16 protein-coding genes are annotated in these 17,736 nt (G+C 38.8%); 3 read left to right on the top strand and 13 right to left on the bottom strand.

Features of this window, described 5'->3' with window-relative positions:
- Window positions 1-20 precede the first annotated feature (20 nt).
- The 11 genes from wecB to ACI882_RS16485 all read right to left on the bottom strand — a co-directional run bounded on the left by wecB (window position 21) and on the right by ACI882_RS16485 (window position 11,548).
- Entirely contained in the window at window positions 21-1,166 is a 1,146-nt protein-coding gene (wecB, locus tag ACI882_RS16435; protein ID WP_411748560.1) for a non-hydrolyzing UDP-N-acetylglucosamine 2-epimerase, read from the bottom strand.
- Window positions 1,099-2,220: a glycosyltransferase family 4 protein gene (locus ACI882_RS16440; RefSeq protein WP_411748561.1), complete on the bottom strand. Its 1,122-nt coding sequence runs from the start codon at window positions 2,218-2,220 to the stop codon at window positions 1,099-1,101. Before ACI882_RS16440 ends, wecB begins: the two co-directional genes overlap by 68 nt.
- On the bottom strand, window positions 2,207-3,334 hold the full coding sequence (locus tag ACI882_RS16445; RefSeq protein ID WP_411748562.1) for a glycosyltransferase: 1,128 nt from the start codon (window positions 3,332-3,334) through the stop codon (window positions 2,207-2,209). Before ACI882_RS16445 ends, ACI882_RS16440 begins: the two co-directional genes overlap by 14 nt.
- Window positions 3,335-3,337: 3 nt before the next feature.
- On the bottom strand, window positions 3,338-4,660 hold the full coding sequence (locus tag ACI882_RS16450; RefSeq protein ID WP_411748563.1) for an O-antigen polymerase: 1,323 nt from the start codon (window positions 4,658-4,660) through the stop codon (window positions 3,338-3,340).
- A complete protein-coding gene (locus ACI882_RS16455; RefSeq protein ID WP_411748564.1) occupies window positions 4,653-5,837 on the bottom strand; it encodes a hypothetical protein in 1,185 nt (394 codons plus the stop codon). The genes ACI882_RS16450 and ACI882_RS16455 overlap by 8 nt, the downstream gene beginning before the upstream one ends.
- On the bottom strand, window positions 5,834-7,084 hold the full coding sequence (locus ACI882_RS16460) for an oligosaccharide flippase family protein (protein WP_411748565.1): 1,251 nt from the start codon (window positions 7,082-7,084) through the stop codon (window positions 5,834-5,836). Before ACI882_RS16460 ends, ACI882_RS16455 begins: the two co-directional genes overlap by 4 nt.
- A gap of 65 nt (window positions 7,085-7,149) precedes the next feature.
- Window positions 7,150-8,262 (bottom strand): DegT/DnrJ/EryC1/StrS family aminotransferase, encoded by a 1,113-nt coding sequence (locus ACI882_RS16465; protein WP_411748566.1) that lies wholly within the window; start codon window positions 8,260-8,262, stop codon window positions 7,150-7,152.
- Window position 8,263: 1 nt separating this feature from the next.
- Window positions 8,264-8,842, bottom strand: a complete 579-nt coding sequence (locus ACI882_RS16470) for an acyltransferase (RefSeq protein ID WP_411746803.1) — start codon at window positions 8,840-8,842, stop codon at window positions 8,264-8,266.
- Between the two features lies 1 nt (window position 8,843).
- Window positions 8,844-9,788, bottom strand: coding sequence for a Gfo/Idh/MocA family oxidoreductase (locus ACI882_RS16475; RefSeq protein WP_411746802.1), 945 nt, complete (start codon window positions 9,786-9,788; stop codon window positions 8,844-8,846).
- Between the two features lie 80 nt (window positions 9,789-9,868).
- Window positions 9,869-11,143 (bottom strand): Vi polysaccharide biosynthesis UDP-N-acetylglucosamine C-6 dehydrogenase TviB, encoded by a 1,275-nt coding sequence (gene tviB, locus ACI882_RS16480; RefSeq protein ID WP_411746801.1) that lies wholly within the window; start codon window positions 11,141-11,143, stop codon window positions 9,869-9,871.
- Between the two features lie 69 nt (window positions 11,144-11,212).
- Window positions 11,213-11,548, bottom strand: a complete 336-nt coding sequence (locus ACI882_RS16485; protein ID WP_411746800.1) for a MarR family EPS-associated transcriptional regulator — start codon at window positions 11,546-11,548, stop codon at window positions 11,213-11,215.
- Window positions 11,549-11,724: 176 nt separating this feature from the next.
- On the opposite strand from ACI882_RS16485, the gene ACI882_RS16490 reads away from it, so the two are divergent.
- The 3 genes from ACI882_RS16490 (at window position 11,725) to ACI882_RS16500 (ending at window position 13,824) form a co-directional block, all read left to right on the top strand.
- Entirely contained in the window at window positions 11,725-11,955 is a 231-nt protein-coding gene (locus tag ACI882_RS16490; RefSeq protein WP_411746799.1) for a type II toxin-antitoxin system Phd/YefM family antitoxin, read from the top strand.
- On the top strand, window positions 11,952-12,362 hold the full coding sequence (locus tag ACI882_RS16495) for a type II toxin-antitoxin system VapC family toxin (RefSeq protein WP_411746798.1): 411 nt from the start codon (window positions 11,952-11,954) through the stop codon (window positions 12,360-12,362). The genes ACI882_RS16490 and ACI882_RS16495 overlap by 4 nt, the downstream gene beginning before the upstream one ends.
- A 103-nt stretch (window positions 12,363-12,465) precedes the next feature.
- Window positions 12,466-13,824, top strand: coding sequence for an MBL fold metallo-hydrolase RNA specificity domain-containing protein (locus ACI882_RS16500; RefSeq protein ID WP_411744267.1), 1,359 nt, complete (start codon window positions 12,466-12,468; stop codon window positions 13,822-13,824).
- A gap of 710 nt (window positions 13,825-14,534) precedes the next feature.
- Here ACI882_RS16500 and ACI882_RS16505 read toward each other — a convergent pair.
- On the bottom strand, window positions 14,535-16,394 hold the full coding sequence (locus ACI882_RS16505; RefSeq protein ID WP_411744268.1) for a Stealth CR1 domain-containing protein: 1,860 nt from the start codon (window positions 16,392-16,394) through the stop codon (window positions 14,535-14,537).
- A gap of 44 nt (window positions 16,395-16,438) precedes the next feature.
- A complete protein-coding gene (locus ACI882_RS16510) occupies window positions 16,439-17,605 on the bottom strand; it encodes a nucleotide sugar dehydrogenase (RefSeq protein WP_411744269.1) in 1,167 nt (388 codons plus the stop codon).
- Window positions 17,606-17,736: the final 131 nt, after the last annotated feature.

The following is a 17,736-nucleotide window of genomic DNA, read 5'->3' on the forward strand; positions in this document are numbered from 1 at the left end:
AAGCATCCTATACTATGTGTCTAGAAAGAATCTTGTAATATACCAACGATTTTTTCAGCAGCCTTACCACCACCATACATCTCATATTTATCGCTAACAATGCGACCAAAATTATTTTTTACTGAATTTTCCATTTCAAGCTGATTTGCTCCAACTAGCTCATTTACTCCTGCATCCACTAACTCAACCCACTCAGTTTGATCTCTCATAGTCACACAAGCTTTCCTAAAAAAGAAAGCTTCTTTTTGAACACCGCCACTATCAGTAACTACTAAAGAGCAACGATCTAATAACCACAACATTTCAAAATATCCAACTGGATCAATAATATAGACATCTAATTTTAAACCAGCCTTTTTAATAGCACTTTTTGTTCTTGGATGTAAAGGCAAAACAACTGGTGCAACATTACGATGTATATTATTTAAGGCAGCAACAAGAGAAGTTAACCGAACTACATCATCAGTATTCTCTGCTCTATGCAGGGTAGAGAGAATAAACTCTTTAACATTTGGCATTAATAACGGCTCTACAGCTTGCTTGCTAAAAAAAAACGCACAATCTTGCATAACATCGCCAACGTTTAGAACACTTACGGTCTTGTTTGAATAGCCTTCATTTTGCAAGTTATCTACTGCTGTTTCAGTAGGACAAAAAAGATAATCACTAATTTGATCAGTAAGAATTCGATTTATCTCTTCTGGCATTTGCATATTAAAACTACGCAAACCAGCTTCAACATGTGCAACAGGAATATGCAGCTTGGCTGCGGCTAGTGCACCCGCTAAGGTTGAATTTGTATCACCATAAACCAATACTCGATCTGGCTTATATTCAAGTAGAGCTTTTTCAATTTCGATTAACATACGTCCAGTCATGTCACCATGACTACCGCCATTAATATCTAGCTGAACATCAGGACGTGGTATGTTTAGCTGGTTAAAGAACACATCAGACATATTAGAGTCAAAATGTTGCCCTGTATGCAGAATTATTTCTACTATCCCATCAGTTTCCTTAATGACTCGTGATATCGCACTGGCTTTAATAAACTGAGGGCGCGCACCAATGATTGTTAGTATTTTTTTCATATATTTCTCAATTTTGGATTGAATGATATAAATCGAGGAGTTTAGTTTCTTCGATTGTCCAATTATATTTTTCATGCACAGCTTTCTGACCGTTCCGTCCCATTTCTTCAGCTTCTTTTGGGTGAGCAACCAAAAAATCTAACGCATTTGCTATTGCCTGTGGGTCTAGAGGGTCAACACATAGTCCACAACTATTACCTTCTATGATTTCTTTCCATAAAGGGAAGTTTGATCCAACTATTGGAACACCGGCGCTCATATACTCAAACATTTTATTTGGTTGCGCATCGATATGATTGGGGGCTGGTAAAAAAGTCACTAAACCTGCAATACACCGAGTTAACAAATCGCGAACACCTACACGGCTTACGGTACCTAATGCATTAACCTTATACCACCCTTTATCCGATTGTACTGCAAGCTCGACGGTTGCCTCATTAAACTTTCCAGCTAATTGCAGTTCTATCTTAGATAATGTCATGTCCATAGCTTGAACAATCTGATAAATTCCACGAATCTGACTAATTCCTCCAACGTAAGCTGCTTCATTTTTTTTGTGAGTCCAATCTATTTCTCCCGTAGACAACTCTCCCAACAATGGAAAGTTGTTTACGTCCACTGTATGAACACCCAGTGCGATGAACTTATCACGAATATAAGGAGTCGCAGCCACAACAGCATCTAGTCTACGATAGGCGAACAGCTCAAATATGGTAAAAACTTTAGATAGTAACAATTTTATGGGCATATTCAGATAGGGCTTCCCCAATAATTGTTTAGGAACATCTTCATGTGCATCAAAAATGACAATTTTGCCATATTTTTTAAGTTTAAGACCAATGGGAATCAGCTCAGGATCATGTAAATGATATATGTCGGCATCCAATTCAATGGCTTTCATTAAAACTCGACGCGGTGCGTTTCGTATTCGATCTAGCCTACCTTTGGAAGCACCAACATCGTAAATAGCAATATTGTTTTGGATATCATCACCCTTACCATCTGCTACTATCATTGAAACATCATAACCAAAACGAGCAAGAGACTTGCATTCTTTAAGAAATATCCTTGTATCAAATCGAGAATGTGCAGACGTTAAGTGAGCAACCATTTTTTTAGAGTTCATCATAAATCTCTTGTAAAACTTTTTCTTGCTCTTCCCAGCAATATTTCTCTCGAGCAGAAAAAACGTTTTTTTGAACACTGGTATATTCCAGCCTTAAAGAAGCATCAATAGCTTTTTTAAAGCCATCAACTGTATTTGTATCTGCAACAACACCTACGCCCTCTTGTTCAACCAAGCGTTTCATCTCAAACAAGTTAGATGTTAGCACTGGTAATCCGGCCATTAGATATTCAAATATTTTATTAGGTGAGCAGTAACGATGGTTTAAGCATGTATCCTCATAGAAAAGAATTCCATAGTCCGCTGAGCTTGTATAGTTCAATAATACTTCATGACCGACTGCTGAACGATAAAATATACTATTTTCTGAATCAGCTTTTGATTGTACAAGCTTATCTAATGGCCCATAACCCATAAATACTATAACTATATTATCACTATCTAGATTAGAAAATGTTTCGAGCAGTATTTCGATACCGCGGCCGCTACTAAAGCCACCCTGATACAGAAAAATAATTTGGTCTTCTCGAATTTTGAGTTCCTCACGAAATAAATCACTCTTCCTTTGCTTCGTAAAGGCTGGACAATTAAGAATTAGTTTAGGTTTATTCATTTCGTACAAACTACTATATTCTCGAGCTATAGAATCGCTAACAGTTATTGTTTCCTCAGCATATCTAATTAGTAGACCTTCCAAATAGAAGCGTAATTTTTTCTCAACTTTTGAAAGACCGTAAACTTCAGTTTCATATTCGTGAGCATCATATATTACTTTTTTTGTATTAAACGATAACAATTTAAACAAAATACCGATAGGCAATGCATTTAAATCATGACAATGAACCACATCGGCATGTCTAAATTGAGTAAAAACCACTCTAACTATAAGCTCTATATACTTAAAAAATTGAATTACTTTCCATTTAGGTAGGAGCTTTGTAATTAGAGGAACTCTAATTACTTTAATATCTCGAATAGTTTCATTAGTCTTCAACTCGTTCTCATGTAGAGCCAATACAGTCACCTTATAACCAAATGACGATAAGGATTGAGCTTCTTTAAGTACGCGATTGTCATTAACAAAAGGGTTAAGCACTACCGATAATATTTTTTCCATTTACTACACCAATCTACGAAATTTAATTTTGCCACTAACTAGAACCCATAAAAATACTATTGCAATCATAACTACTGCATAAAAATCAATTAAAAAGCCACTAATTCCTGTAGCTGCTAAATTCTTATAATGTAGGGCTGCCCAAACTGCGAAAGCCACAGATACTGGAGACGATGGCAACATAAATGACAAATACCAAATTAAATAAACTAGTATTCCTATGAAGACAGGAGACACCAATAACCCAACAAAACCAAAATTCACATATACCTCTCCCCAATACACAGTAGGAGCACTTCCAACCACACCAATAGCTTTAAGCTTAGGAGATACTAGGTCCATGATTTCAACTGAAATTGATACGGGTGTAAAAGGCCAAATACTTTTAGGATTTGGGAAACTTCTGCCTAAAAGGTATTCCCTTGTCTCAGGATAAAAATCCAAATAAAAATATACGTTAGCTATTTGTCCGGTAAATAGACGACTAAATATTGCTTTTAGTGCCTTAGGCAACTCTGTAATATTTGAGAACATTAAATAGTTACTTATAAGTAAGGCAAAAACTACAGAAAATAAAAAAATTGTTATTTTTACGGGGTATTTCATTTCACTTTTAATGTAGACGTACACTAAAAACAGACCAATTAGGAACCATGCAAATGGAGATTTAAGAGAAGCAGAAAGCAGCCCAAAAGATGTAAGTAAAAATAGAACAATAAAATAGAAACAAAGAAAGAACGATGGTTTTTTTATAAAACTTGCAAATAACACAAATGAAATGAAAGGTAAAACGTTATTAATAATTAGACTCACCCAATGATATTTACCTGAATAATTATTTGTCATATCACTTCTAATTCGCGCAATATCTGAATTACCTTCAAATGCGGATATCAAAGCAATTGATTCAAGTGAAAAATAATACTTGCTCAGAATAAAAACACAAACTACAACTAATATTGCGATCAAGATGTGTTCTCTTAAATTTAGTGGACCACATAAAACTACTTTCGAGATACTATCAATACTAGAAGACATTGAAATTTTTGAAAGTATAAGCATAGTTAAAACTACAATAAAGATTGAGTAAGAACTAATAATAAGAATAAAAAAAATTAATTGCTTATTCACAACACCAAGAAGCACTCGGTTCATATCCCATTGAAAATACATTGGAAGTATTCCAATATAAGAAAAAATAAGAAATGCAACAATAACAAATGATGGAATCGAAAACCTAAACAAACTAAATCCTGATAATGCTGCAAACCAAACAATAACAAATAAGAAAGTTATATAATATAGTACGAATATAACATCAAGCATCTTTCGATCTCATAAAATACTCCATCGCATACAGCATCCAAGAGTTACTCCATCTTATCATTTCAGTCTTGTCAACTAACTTAAACAATACAATTTGCTTTACATTATTATAAAAATAACCGTATTTTGTTGAATAGAGCAGGTTAAAAGTTTTGGAAATTGATGTTTCAATTTCAGCTCTACGCTCAACATCCAATTCATCTTTAAACATTGAGTAAACTATAATCATTTCCGCCAATGAATGACTCTGTATCAGGTTATCGCTCCCCCTCACAATATACTTTTTTACAAATGTACTGAAATAAAAATCCTTAAGATCACTAATAATTGAAATTAGATCAAAACTTAAATTTCTACCTAGATGAATTTCAATTTCAGCTAAGCTCCTCAACACAAAGCCTGTATGATAATTATCAACAGTATCATTTTCTGTAGGTGGTCCCGCATACCGATATTTTCTACATCGCATAAAATCGCCAATTGTATACGCTATAGATTTCGTTATTAACTCTAACAAATACGGCTCTTTAGTTATTGAATATTTTTTAGCTAACAATTCAGAATAAAGTAAATTTGCATTATGAACATGATAATTTGATATTGGCGTATACATAAAACAAATTTGATCAGAGGATATATTTTTAAAAGGAATATGCAATTCAATATCATCAACAATTTTCAAAAATAAACCTGACCATTTTTCATCTTCAGTTTTCTTATAGAGATCAAAAATACTATTAGCAACAAATGCTGAAGTAACTAAGTTGGGTGTATCTGCATAAATTTTCTCTCCTCCTGGGAATCCGTACGGTATATCATGAGCCCAAAGATACATACCATCGATTTTTTTATCCATTAGTACTTTAATCAAGTTATCGACTTTTTCTAGTTCCAAATTTTTTCTAAAACTCAACCCAGATATAACTAGTGCAATCCCTTTTGAGAATGTACGCTTTTTGGGTCTAATAATTTTAACAGATAAGCCGCCGCTATAAAAAATAACTCTAGATAGGATTGAATTCAGAACCCTACTAAGAATATTTATTTTTAAACTTGAAATAAATAGTCTAATTTTAAGTACTTTAGGATCAAAATTGATCGTCGATGGATCTACGCCTTTATATTCCATAGAATCTAAGCGAATATAAAGACGTTCGATTTGTTCATTGAAATTCACACTATTTCCTTATTTTTCAGCATATCTTTTAGTAAAAACAACAACAATATATATGAAGCAACCAGCGATAAGCTTAAAACGGCTATAACTAAAATATCATTAGCTAAACATATATAGCCAATTAACATTGGTAAATAAACCAACACAAATCTAACTATTTCCCAAGACAAATAGACCGAGTGGTTATTATAGGCATAAAAAACCTTACAGAAAGGTGAAGCAATAAACTGAAAATAGAAGCCGAAAGAGAGAATTGCTGCATACTTACCTGCAAGACCCCAAGCTTCTCCAAAAACAAATATAAATAAATCCTCCCCCCATAAAAGTAGCGTTATTGAAGGTACAAGTCCTACTAAAGACAAAATTATTGCCATTCTCTTTAACTTTGATTGAATACTCCGATAATCACCTCTCTGTAATTCAATTGAAACATATCTATACAACACATCAGACACACTATTACTTACAACTGTAATAGGCATCTGAACCACTCGAAATGTCAAAGATAACAAACCAGTAAAAGCGGTGGAATATAACAACGTTAAAATGACCATCTTTCCATTATTATAAAAACTATTCACAATTGCTGAAGGTAAGTTTTTTTTCGGAAATAAGCTATACTCCTTTGCGACTTCAATTAAGTTAATCACAGTAATATCAGTCAAACTCATTCTAAAAATTAGCTTTCGTAAACTAAATATGAGAATCATAAAGCCAACAATCTGCCCTACAAGAATAGCCAAAATCAGCCCATAAGCCATTGTATTGTATAACCCTATAGTTATACCGATAAAAGCTGTAGTTAATGATTGAAAAACCCTAGATATACTTATCCCCTTGTACGCATCGAATCTAATGCTTAAATTAATTAATATTGACGTACACGATAATAAAAAAATGGATACAGGCACCAAAAAAACAAGCTGGCCGAATGAATTTATAGTGATTGAAAGGTTACGAACTATAATCAACAAAGAAACTATAAGAGCAGTAAAAATCAAAACAATTAAAAATGACAAAACAGAAAGATTTGCGGCATCGATAATATTTTTAGTTTGAGGTAATCCAAAATCATATCGACCTGTTGAAACAACCACAATGAAGGTTGCAATAGATACAAACAATACTAGTACACCAAAATCATCTGGAGAGTAAAGCCTTGTCAAAACAGGACTAGATGCAATAGGGATAATTTGAGAAGCTATTGTACCAGTCATTAATGTAGCTATGTTTTTTTTAAAAGACATTTCACTCCCCAATATTCTTCACACAGTATTGATGATTTTTCGCTTATTGAAAAAAATACTATGTTTTAGCAAAAGTCTTTTTTAAAAGCATCAATGACTTTATTAACACTTGCATCCGCCATATATGGGTGCATAGGTAGGCTAAATACTGTTTTTGCAAATGATTCCGCTACCGGGTAAAGGCCCAGATCTATACAATTAACAAATGCTGTTTGTTCGTGCATACAAGTAGAATAATAGACCACCGTTGGTATCCCGTTTTTTTCTAGTAAAGACATTATTTCCATCCTCTTTTCAGATACTACTGTATATTGCGCCCACGAACTTATGTAACCTTCAGGTGTTTTTGGTGTTCGAAGCATTCCATCCAGTTTTTGCGTGAAGCATGCTGCTACTTTATTCCTATTAGTTAGCTCCTTAGGAAATTCATTTAATTTCTCTAACAAAACGGCGGCCTGAATAGTATCCAATCGGCTATTCATACCAATACGCACGTTGTCGTATTTATCCGTGCCTTTACCATGAACTCTCAATGATTTAATTAACTCTGCATATTCATCGTTATCGGTAAATATTGCGCCACCATCACCATAGCAACCTAAGGGTTTGGCAGGAAAGAAACTGGTTGTTGCTATATCACCAAAGCTACCCGCTCGTTTACCATTAATTTCACCACCAAAGCCTTGCGCTGCGTCTTCAATAATTTTTAAATTATATTTATCGGCAATCTTTTGAATTTCTGGGTAGTTAGCGGGTAAGCCGAACAAATCTACGGGCATTATGGCTTTTAAATTAAGTCTACCTTCTGCTAACACGGTTTTAATACGCTTTTCTAAATCAACTGGGCACATATTAAAGGTGCTTGGGTCTGAATCTACAAACACGGGGGTTGCTTTGGCGTAGGCGACTGTTTCAGCTGAGGCAAAAAAAGTGAATGTTGGCACCATTACGGCATCGCCTTCACCAATGTTTAATGCCATTAGTGCCAATGTTAAGGCGTCTGTACCATTGGCGCAGGTAATTGCGTGTTTTACTCCAACATATTCTGCAAGCTTTTCTTCTAACTCTTGAACCTCTGGCCCCATTATATATTGGCCATGATCAAGCACATTCTGAATACGTTTATCTATTCGCGTTTTTAGGTGCTGGTATTGGGCGGCTAAATCAATAAATTGCATGCTAATTAACCTTTGTTACGATGTTATTTTCTAACACATATTTGTCTTGGGTATAGGGGCAATGGGCTTCAGCGTTGCCAGTTACGGGTAGGTCTAACTTTTCGCCGTATTCGCTCATCCACCCAATTTGCTTACCAGGCACACCTACTACCATGGCGTAGGCTGGCACATCTTTGTTTACTACTGCACCTGCACCCACAAAGGCATGTTCGCCAATGGTTACACCACAAACAACGGTGCAGTTCGCGCCAAGTGTAGCGCCGCGCTTTACAATGGTATCTCGGTATTCATCTTTACGTTCAATGAGTGATCGTGGGTTATATACGTTGGTAAATACCATGCTTGGGCCACAAAAAACGCCTTCTTCTAAATGCACGTTATCGTATACCGATACATTGTTCTGTATTTTGCATTTATCAGCAATGGTCACTTTATTGCCGACAAAAACATTTTGGCCAAGCGAAACGCCCTTGCCTATTTTCGCGCCACCACACACATGCACAAAATGCCAAACGCGCGAATCATCACCTATTTGGGCGCCTTCATCTACAATGGCGCTTTCATGCTGATAAAAGCTCATACTATTTAACCTTTGCTAATAGCGGGTGCGGGTTTGATGGGTTTTCTACTATTTTAGCTTTGCGCATAACATCTACGGTTTGAATAGCTGCGCGGTTGTCTTCTACGCCATAGCCTTTACCTGCTAAAATACGCTCATAACTTTGGGTGTGAAGGTCTGTAAACCCGCCAGAAAACTCGAGTTCTTCGCCTTCAACATCTATGCTGCGGTAGGTTAGCTTTTCACCTTTTACAGCGTTTTCGGGTAAGTGCTTCGCATCAATTGATAAAAACCAACGAACATTTGCGCGTTCATACTGTAAAAACCCTGAAGATGTTTTCTCATCACGGTAATGTACTTCGTTGTGTTTAATTTCACCGAATATAAAGTGCAACATATCGTAAAAATGTACGCCTATATTGGTGGCTACACCACCTGATTTTTCATCAAAGCCCTTCCATGATTTTAAATACCATTTACCTCGTGATGTTAAATAGGTTAGATCAACATCGAATACTTTATCGGCTGGCGCCGCTTGTACTTTTTCACGCAATGCAATTATTGATGGGTGCAAACGCAGTTGTAAAATTGAGTTAACTTTTGCACCGTATTCTTTTTCATATTGGTTTAATACATCTAAGTCGGCGGTATTCAAAACGAGTGGTTTTTCACAAATCACGTCAATACCATTTTTAAGTGCAAACTTCATGTGCGGTAAATGCAAATAATTGGGGGAAGCCACAGCTATGTAGTCTAGCTTTTCACCTTTTAATTTTTGGTCTTCAACAAAGCCCGCAAACTCTTCAAATTCGGTAAAAAACTCGGCCTCTGGAAAGTGACTATCCATAATACCAACTGAATCGTTAACATCCATGGCAACCACTAAGTCATTGCCTGTTTCTTTAATGGCTTTTAGGTGTCTTGGGGCGATATAGCCAGACGTTCCAATTAACGCGAATCTCTTCATTTTCAACCTTATTTATTTGCCGCTTAAACGGTGCTTATTTCAAATTCAATTGCTAGACATAAATTGCTGTTATATTGCTTCTACAAGCGGATGTCTGCTTGCTCGGGCGATAGTACATATTTTACATCGTACAGCACGTGCTTTTCTTTACCGAAAGACCTTAGCTTTTGCTCACCCCATTCTTTAAATTCTGAATGGTCTACTGCCAGTACGATTGCATCGTAGGTATTTTCATTAAGCTGTGTGATTAAATCTAAGTCATATTCATGCTTAACTTCTGCAACATCGGCCCAATCATCATAAACATCTACATTCATATTAAAACTTTGAAGTTCTTTAACAATATCAATGATTTTGGTGTTGCGAACATCTGGGCAATCGCCTTTAAACGTAAAGCCCAACACTAAAACGCGCGCTTCATCTATATGGATCTTCTTCTTACTGACCGCCTTCACTAACTCGGTAGCAACATACTGGCCCATACCATCATTAATACGACGGCCGGCCAAAATAACTTCGGGCTGGTAACCCACTTCTTTTGCCTTATAGGTAAGATAGTATGGGTCGACACTGATGCAATGCCCGCCGACTAGGCCTGGTTTAAAGGGTAAGAAGTTCCACTTTGTGCCCGCTGCTTCTAATACTTCTTGGGTATCAATGCCTAACTTGTTAAATATTTTTGCAAACTCGTTAATTATGGCAATGTTTAAATCGCGCTGGGTGTTTTCAATGATTTTTGCGGCTTCAGCTACTTTAATAGAGCTTGCTTTGTGCGTACCGGCTGTCACTATTGAACGGTATAAGTCGTCGACGGCTGTGGCTATTTCAGGCGTAGAACCTGAGGTAATTTTCATTATCTTGGTTAGCGTATTAACTTTATCGCCGGGGTTAATTCGCTCTGGGCTGTAACCAGCAAAGAAGTCTTGATTAAAAGTTAAACCCGATACTTTTTCAATAAGGGGTATGCATACTTCTTCGGTTGCACCCGGGTAAACGGTTGATTCATAAATAATTAGATCACCCTTTGATACAACCCTACCTAGCATTTCACTGGCTTTTTGCAAAGGAAGTAGATCTGGTGCGTTATTTTCATCAATTGGCGTGGGTACAGTCACAATAAATATGCCACAACTTTTTAGATCTTCTTCGTTTGAACTAAAACTTAGCTTGGTAGCCGTAGCAAACTTTTCATCTTCAACTTCTAAGGTGCTGTCGTGCCCTGCTTCTAATTCGCTTATTCGGCCTTTATTAATATCAAAGCCCAGTACACTGCGGTGAATGCCAAATTCTACGGCCAGGGGAAGGCCAACATAACCAAGCCCGATAATTGCTATTTTTTTATCGTTAAAGTCCATTCAATGTTCTCTTAGTTAAATTTTAGTAATTTATTCAATTTAAACTGCCTTCTTATTTGATAAGCTCAGTTATGCTTCTGATCTATTTAAAGACAATTCTTCTCTAATATGTTCAATCTCCCGCTCAATCTCTGCATACTCTTTCAGTTTTCTGTGCAAAAACCGTGTCGTCACCTCAGCTTTATCTTCTATGCCTTTAGGTGTTAAAACATAGGCATAGGCTAGCTTGTTTTGGCTGTTTTTAAAGTTTTGGGCTTTTAGCACCCCTACATCCATTAAAGCGTTCACACAAAAGTTAACCTTCCCCAAGCTAATACCCAACTCTTTGGAAAGCTGTCTTTGGCTGAGGTTTGGGTTCTGCTCTAGTGCTTTTAGCAGTTTGTAGCGCAGTTCGTCGGTGAGCATGGGTTGGTGTTTGAGCCTTTGGGTTAGGGGTGTTCATGGGTTGAACGGGGGATTGTATAGCTGTCAGCTGTCAGCTGCAAGCTTTCAGTGGGGTCAAGAGATATTTTGGGGGTGGGATGGTAATTAACTCTGTATTAGCTATACTTAGCTAAGCATTTTTAATGGAGTGTAATTCAATGACACAAGCAAATATGCATGAAGCTAAATCTAAGTTATCTCAACTGGCAGAACTTGCACACCAAGGTGAAAGAGTGGTTATCGCGAAAGCAGGCAAGCCCTATGTTGATTTAATACCCCATAGGAATTCAACCCCAAGAGTTCCTGGTGGTTATAGCATTAATATGGATGCTTTTGATTGTGCCGATGAGGAAATTGAAAGCATGTTCGATTTTTTGGAGGATGAATGAAGCGTATCTTACTCGATACTCATATATTTCTCTGGTGGTTAGATGACGGTTTAGTAAAAAATATAGATTCTGAAGTTTTTAGCCTAATTGCCAACCCTAAAAATGAAGTGTACGTAAGCGTTGCTAGCCTCTGGGAAATAAACATCAAGAAATCAATAGGATCTCTGATAGCACCGAGTGACTTAGAAGATATTATAGAAAAAAAGGGGTTTTCTATTTTAGCTATAAAGCCCTTTCATACAGATCAGGTTGGCTCTATGCCTTATGTCAATTACCCAGATAAAGATAAATTACATAGAGACCCTTTTGATCGAATGCTGGTAGTGCAAGCTCAGGCAGAGGGTATGCATTTAGTTTCAAGTGACAAGGTGTTTCCGCAATACCCTGTGCGGCTCATAAAAAACTAGATTTCGGTATACAACTGCGGGTTAGCTACCTATTTCGCAGTAAAGCACTGCTGTGAATGTTAGTGTCTTAAATTTACTGACTAAACAGGCTATAAGGATTTTTATGCTACCTACAATAACTCACCATGGAGCGGTGACGGGGGTTACGGGCAGTTGTCATCAGTATGAGGCAGCTGGTGTTAATTTACTGATTGATTGCGGTTTGTTTCAGGGCTCTGAGGCCGATGTAAATTTGGCTGATTTTAGCTTTGATGTGGCTCGGGTGTCGGCGCTTATTGTTACGCACTGCCATATTGATCATGTGGGCCGTATACCTTGGCTAGTTGCGGCGGGGTTTCGGGGGCCTATTTACTGTTCGGAGCCTACGGCGGCTTTGTTGCCGGTTGTTTTAAAAGATGCGTTAGAGATTAACCTTGATAACGACCATAAGCTGGTAGAGCTTGCGCTGTTTCGGATTGAATCTCAAATTGTTGCACTGCCCTTTAACAATTGGTTTGCGGTGCATGAGAAGGTTCAAATTAGGCTGCAGAATGCTGGGCATATTTTGGGCTCTGCTTATGTTGAAATTAGTACAACACTAGATAATGGTAAGCTTAACCGTACGGTATTCAGTGGTGATTTAGGCTCGCCAGGGGCGATGTTTGTGGATGCGGTACAATCACCCGAGATAGTCGACACTTTGGTTATTGAAACCACCTATGGTGATAAAAACCACACGAACCGACAAGATCGAGAGGCTACCTTGGCTAAGCTTATCAACAAAGCAATGTTGGACAGCGGCACGCTGCTAATACCGGCCTTTAGTTTAGGCCGAACCCAAGAGCTGCTCTCGCTTATTGAAAATTTGGTGCATCAAGGTTTGATACAAACACCTAATAATGAGCCCTTGCCGGTTATTTTAGACTCCCCTTTAGCGCGAGAGTTGACGGATAAGTATCGTGAATTATCTCGTTTTTGGCCCAACGCCTTGTTGGAACGAAGAGACAAAGGTCGGTTTCCCCTAGCTTTTGACACTTTACTCACTATTAGCCACCACAAAGACCATTTAAAACTGGTTAAACGCTTAGAAAACACGGAGCAACCCGCCATTGTGATTGCCGCCAGTGGCATGTGCCAAGGTGGCCGTATTATGAATTATTTAGAAGCGCTGATTGATAAGCCCTCTACCGATGTTTTGTTTGTGGGGTATCAAGCCCGTGGCACCTTGGGTGCGCAGATTCAACAGGCTAAACACGGGTCGTTTATTAGGTTTAAGAACCAATCGGTCAGGTTAAATGCTAAAACCTATACGGTTTCTGGGTTTTCGGCTCATGCTGATCAGTCTGATTTATTGGCGTTTATTCAGGGTATTCCTGAGTTGCCAGGGGAAATTAGGTTGGTGCATGGGGATGGGGAGGCTAAGGCGGTTTTTGCGGATAAACTACGGGCGGTGGTGCCTGGGGTTAAGGTGGTGGTGCCTTAGGGGCGGCTACGGGTTTTTGGCTGCGGGCTGCGTGTAAGGACAAATCGTTTGGCTGGTTTTTGTAGGAGTGCTCGGAGCTTGCGGAGACGCGAATGTTTTGTGGTTCTCTGTCGTCTCTGCGCTTTGCTTCGAAGACTCCTACAGGGTGCGGCTGTGGTTTTTTTGTAGGAGTGCTCGGAGCTTGCGGAGACGCGAATGCTTTGTGGTGCTCTGTCGTCTCTGCGCTTTGCTTCGAAGACTCCTACAGGGTGATTAATGGCGGCTGTGTTTTTTTTGTAGTAGTGCTCGGAGCTTGCGGAGACGCGAATGTTTTGTAGTGCTCTGTCGTCTCTGCGCTTTGCTTCGAAGGCTCCTACAGGGGGATTAAAGGCGGCGATGTTTTTTTGTAGGAGTGCTCGGAGCTTGCGGAGACGCGAATGTTTTGTGGTTCTCTGTCGTCTCTGCGCTTTGCTTCGAAGACTCCTACAGGTGATTGAGGGCGGCTGCGGGTTTTTGTAGGAGTGCTCGGAGCTTGCGGAGACGCGAATGTTTTGGTGGCATTCTGTCGTCTCTGCGCTTTGCTTCGAAGACTCCTACTGGGTGATTGAGGGCGGCTGCGGGTTTTTGTAGGAGTGCTCGGAGCTTGCGGAGACGCGAATGTTTTGTGGTGCTCTGTCGTCCCTGCGCTTTGCTTCGAAGACTCCTACAAAGTTGATTTGGGGCTGTACTGTCTAAAGCGTTCCTATTTGATTTCTTAGCCAGGTGAATATTTGCTCTTGCGATCTTGGGGTGGCTTTGTCTATGTTTTGAATGCAGGCAAAGACGGCGCGCTGATCTTTTTTGGCTTTTTTAAGCTGCCATTTTATTCGCTTTCGGCTTAGCTTTTCTGGTGTTAACAGGAAGGATTTGTATTGGTTGTTTATCTCGGCGTTGTTGGCTGCAAGCTCTAAGTGAGCGGCGAGGCTTTCTACTATGTATTGTTCTGTTGAGCGGAAACGGTGTGACAGTTGCTCGTTAAACATTTGCTCGTTAGCTTTCGCATGGTTCATCAAAGTTGACTTATGCATTGGGTGTGGGTTGTGCTCTACTTTAAAGACCTTATCGTTAAAGCCTGCTATGGCTGCTGAAAGCTTTTGTGCTTGACTATATCTTGGCCGCTGTTGCTGCCCTTTTGCTTGCAACTTATCTTGTTTTTTACGCTTAATACTATTGATAAAGCGCCCTATTGCGTTCGACTTATGCCATTTGCCGCGCAAAACTACTTTGCTACCTTTTTCATCAGCAAAAAAATCACTGGGTATTACCGGCTTGATTATAAAAAAATCATCATTCATGTAAATGAAGCTATCGGCAATACCAGGTATACGCCATAGGGCTGCGCTGATGGAACGTGTATTGAAGGTGGGTAAATGTTGTTCATAGCCTTCAAATATTTGCTTGTGATCCACTAGTTTTATTTTGTCAGCATAGGGCGTGTTTTTAATCCAATCGCATATGGCTGGCTGCTGCGCATCGGTCACTATATGTATATACCTTACCCATGGCGCGAACTTTAATATTGAGGCAACAGAATAGGCTAGCTCTCCGCAATCGCTATAGCGGGTTGGATGCGCTGACTTTGGTCTTTGCATGCCTTTTTCAGCCAAGTAATCATTCATTTTCTTAGCATGCACGGGGTCTTCACCATTTACCCAAGTGATAACTACGTCTATTGGTGTACTTGATTCATTGGTTTGTTTAGGCAAGTTAGCTTGGTTTATAGCGAATGGTAGAAATGGATTTAATTGGTAATGATCCGCCAAGGCTACCCATTGAGTACGGTTGCCATCTTGGTTGATATTTTGGTCTCGCAAGTTAACCGTTTGCGAATTTAAGGTCTTGGCCGGTGTTTTAACTGGCCGTGATGTAAGTCGCGCACTTGTACCTTTGAGCAGTGACATCATTTTAAACCAAAGATCATCCGCTTTTGGCGTTAAGTTTAAATACAAGTTTGAATTCAACACATCTTCATGAAAACAACCTGGCGGGTAAAGAACACCACCAAACCCTAAGGGCATTAATCCATCGTAGCTTGCCAGTGAGATATGTTCGCGATACCAATAACTGTAGGGTTGGGGGGGGCCCTGTTCGTCATAGCTTATTGCCCGGCACTCATGGGCGAGAACATCCGTTGGAAATTCTAGATGGTCTTGATATAAACGTTGAAGCCATTCAGGTTCATATAATAGATCATCATCGCAGGTGACTATGACTTTATTGGGGTACAACGCTAGCGTTTCTACTAGCTTCAAATGCGGGCTATCTAATGTTGAAAACTTAATCTCAAACTTATTGCCCTGCAATAATTCTAAGCTTTCAGGCAATGAACCCTTATGTGATTCATGCAACCAAAGCACCACTTTTTCAGGTTTTATTGTGCCATTCAATACACTGCGTACGGTAAGGTTTATAACATCAAACCGGCTTGGTATTGAGGTTAGTGATACTATGACTGGGCAATCGCTACTTTCCTTCCGATGCAATGCATCAACATTGAGCTTGGCTAACTTTTTCGAAAGTAAGTAAGATTTTTTTAGTTCGCTAAACTTCATTTAATACCCAGTACTGGTAGACAATTTATTTTAAACTCGTTTAATTAATCGCTTCCAAACAGATCACGAGTATAGATTTTATCTATAACATCGTTTAAATCTTCTGATCGTCTGTTTGCTACGATAACATCTGCTTTGCTTTTAAATTCTGCAAGGTCTGTGAAAACCTTTGAATTATAAAATTCTGCTTCTGTAAAGGCTGGCTCAAAAATAATCACTTCAATGCCTTTACCTTTTAAACGCTTCATAACTCCCTGAATAGCCGATGCTCGGAAATTGTCTGAGCCTGTTTTCATGACAAGTCGGTAAATGCCCACTACTTTTGGGTTACGCTTTAAAATGGCATTGGCAATAAAGTCTTTGCGAGTGGTATTGGCATCTACAATACCACCAATAATATTATTGGGCACATCTTGGAAGTTGGCTAACAATTGCTTGGTGTCTTTTGGTAAGCAATAGCCACCGTAGCCAAAGCTTGGGTTGTTATAGTGGTTACCAATACGCGGGTCTAAGCCTACGCCTTCTATAATTTGCTTTGAATCTAGGCCGTGTGTTTCTGCATAGGAATCTAGCTCATTAAAATAGGCGACGCGCATGGCTAAGTATGTGTTTGAGAACAGTTTTACGGCTTCTGCTTCGGTACTGTTGGTAAATAAAACGGCAATGTCTTGCTTTATGGCGCCTTGTTTTAGAAGCGATGCGAATATTTCTGCACGCTCACTTTGTTCACCTACAATTATTCGACTTGGGTAGAGGTTATCGTGCAGGGCTTTACCTTCGCGTAAAAACTCGGGTGAAAATATGATATTTTTATTGCCTGTTTGCTCAACCAATTGCTGAGTATAACCCACGGGTACCGTTGATTTAATGACCATGGTTGCAGATGGGTTTATAGCCATTACATCGGCTACGACAGACTCGACACTTTGGGTGTTAAAATAGTTGGTATCTGGGTCGTAATCGGTTGGGGTTGCGATGATTACGTATTCAGCATCGGCGTAGGCTTTTTGCTTATCTAGCGTTGCGGTGAAGTTGAGGGTTTTATTTTGTAGAAAGTCGGTAATATCGACGTCTTCGATGGGCGATTGCTTTTTATTTAGCATCGCTACCTTTTCTTCAATAATATCAACGGCAACCACTTCGTTGTGTTGGGCGAGTAACATGGCATTCGAAAGCCCTACGTAGCCTGTCCCTGCTATGGCAATTTTCATTGATTTTCCTTTTGTGGTCTCTAACATTCTTTGTTAATGGGTTAGATATGAAATTTCAAATAAGCCAAATAATACCATTATGTAATTCTGGTCGTCGATTAGGCTTTATGGATAACTTTAGTTTTAATAGC

The organism is Reinekea sp., from assembly GCF_046710285.1.
Classification (GTDB): Bacteria; Pseudomonadota; Gammaproteobacteria; order Pseudomonadales; family Natronospirillaceae; genus Reinekea.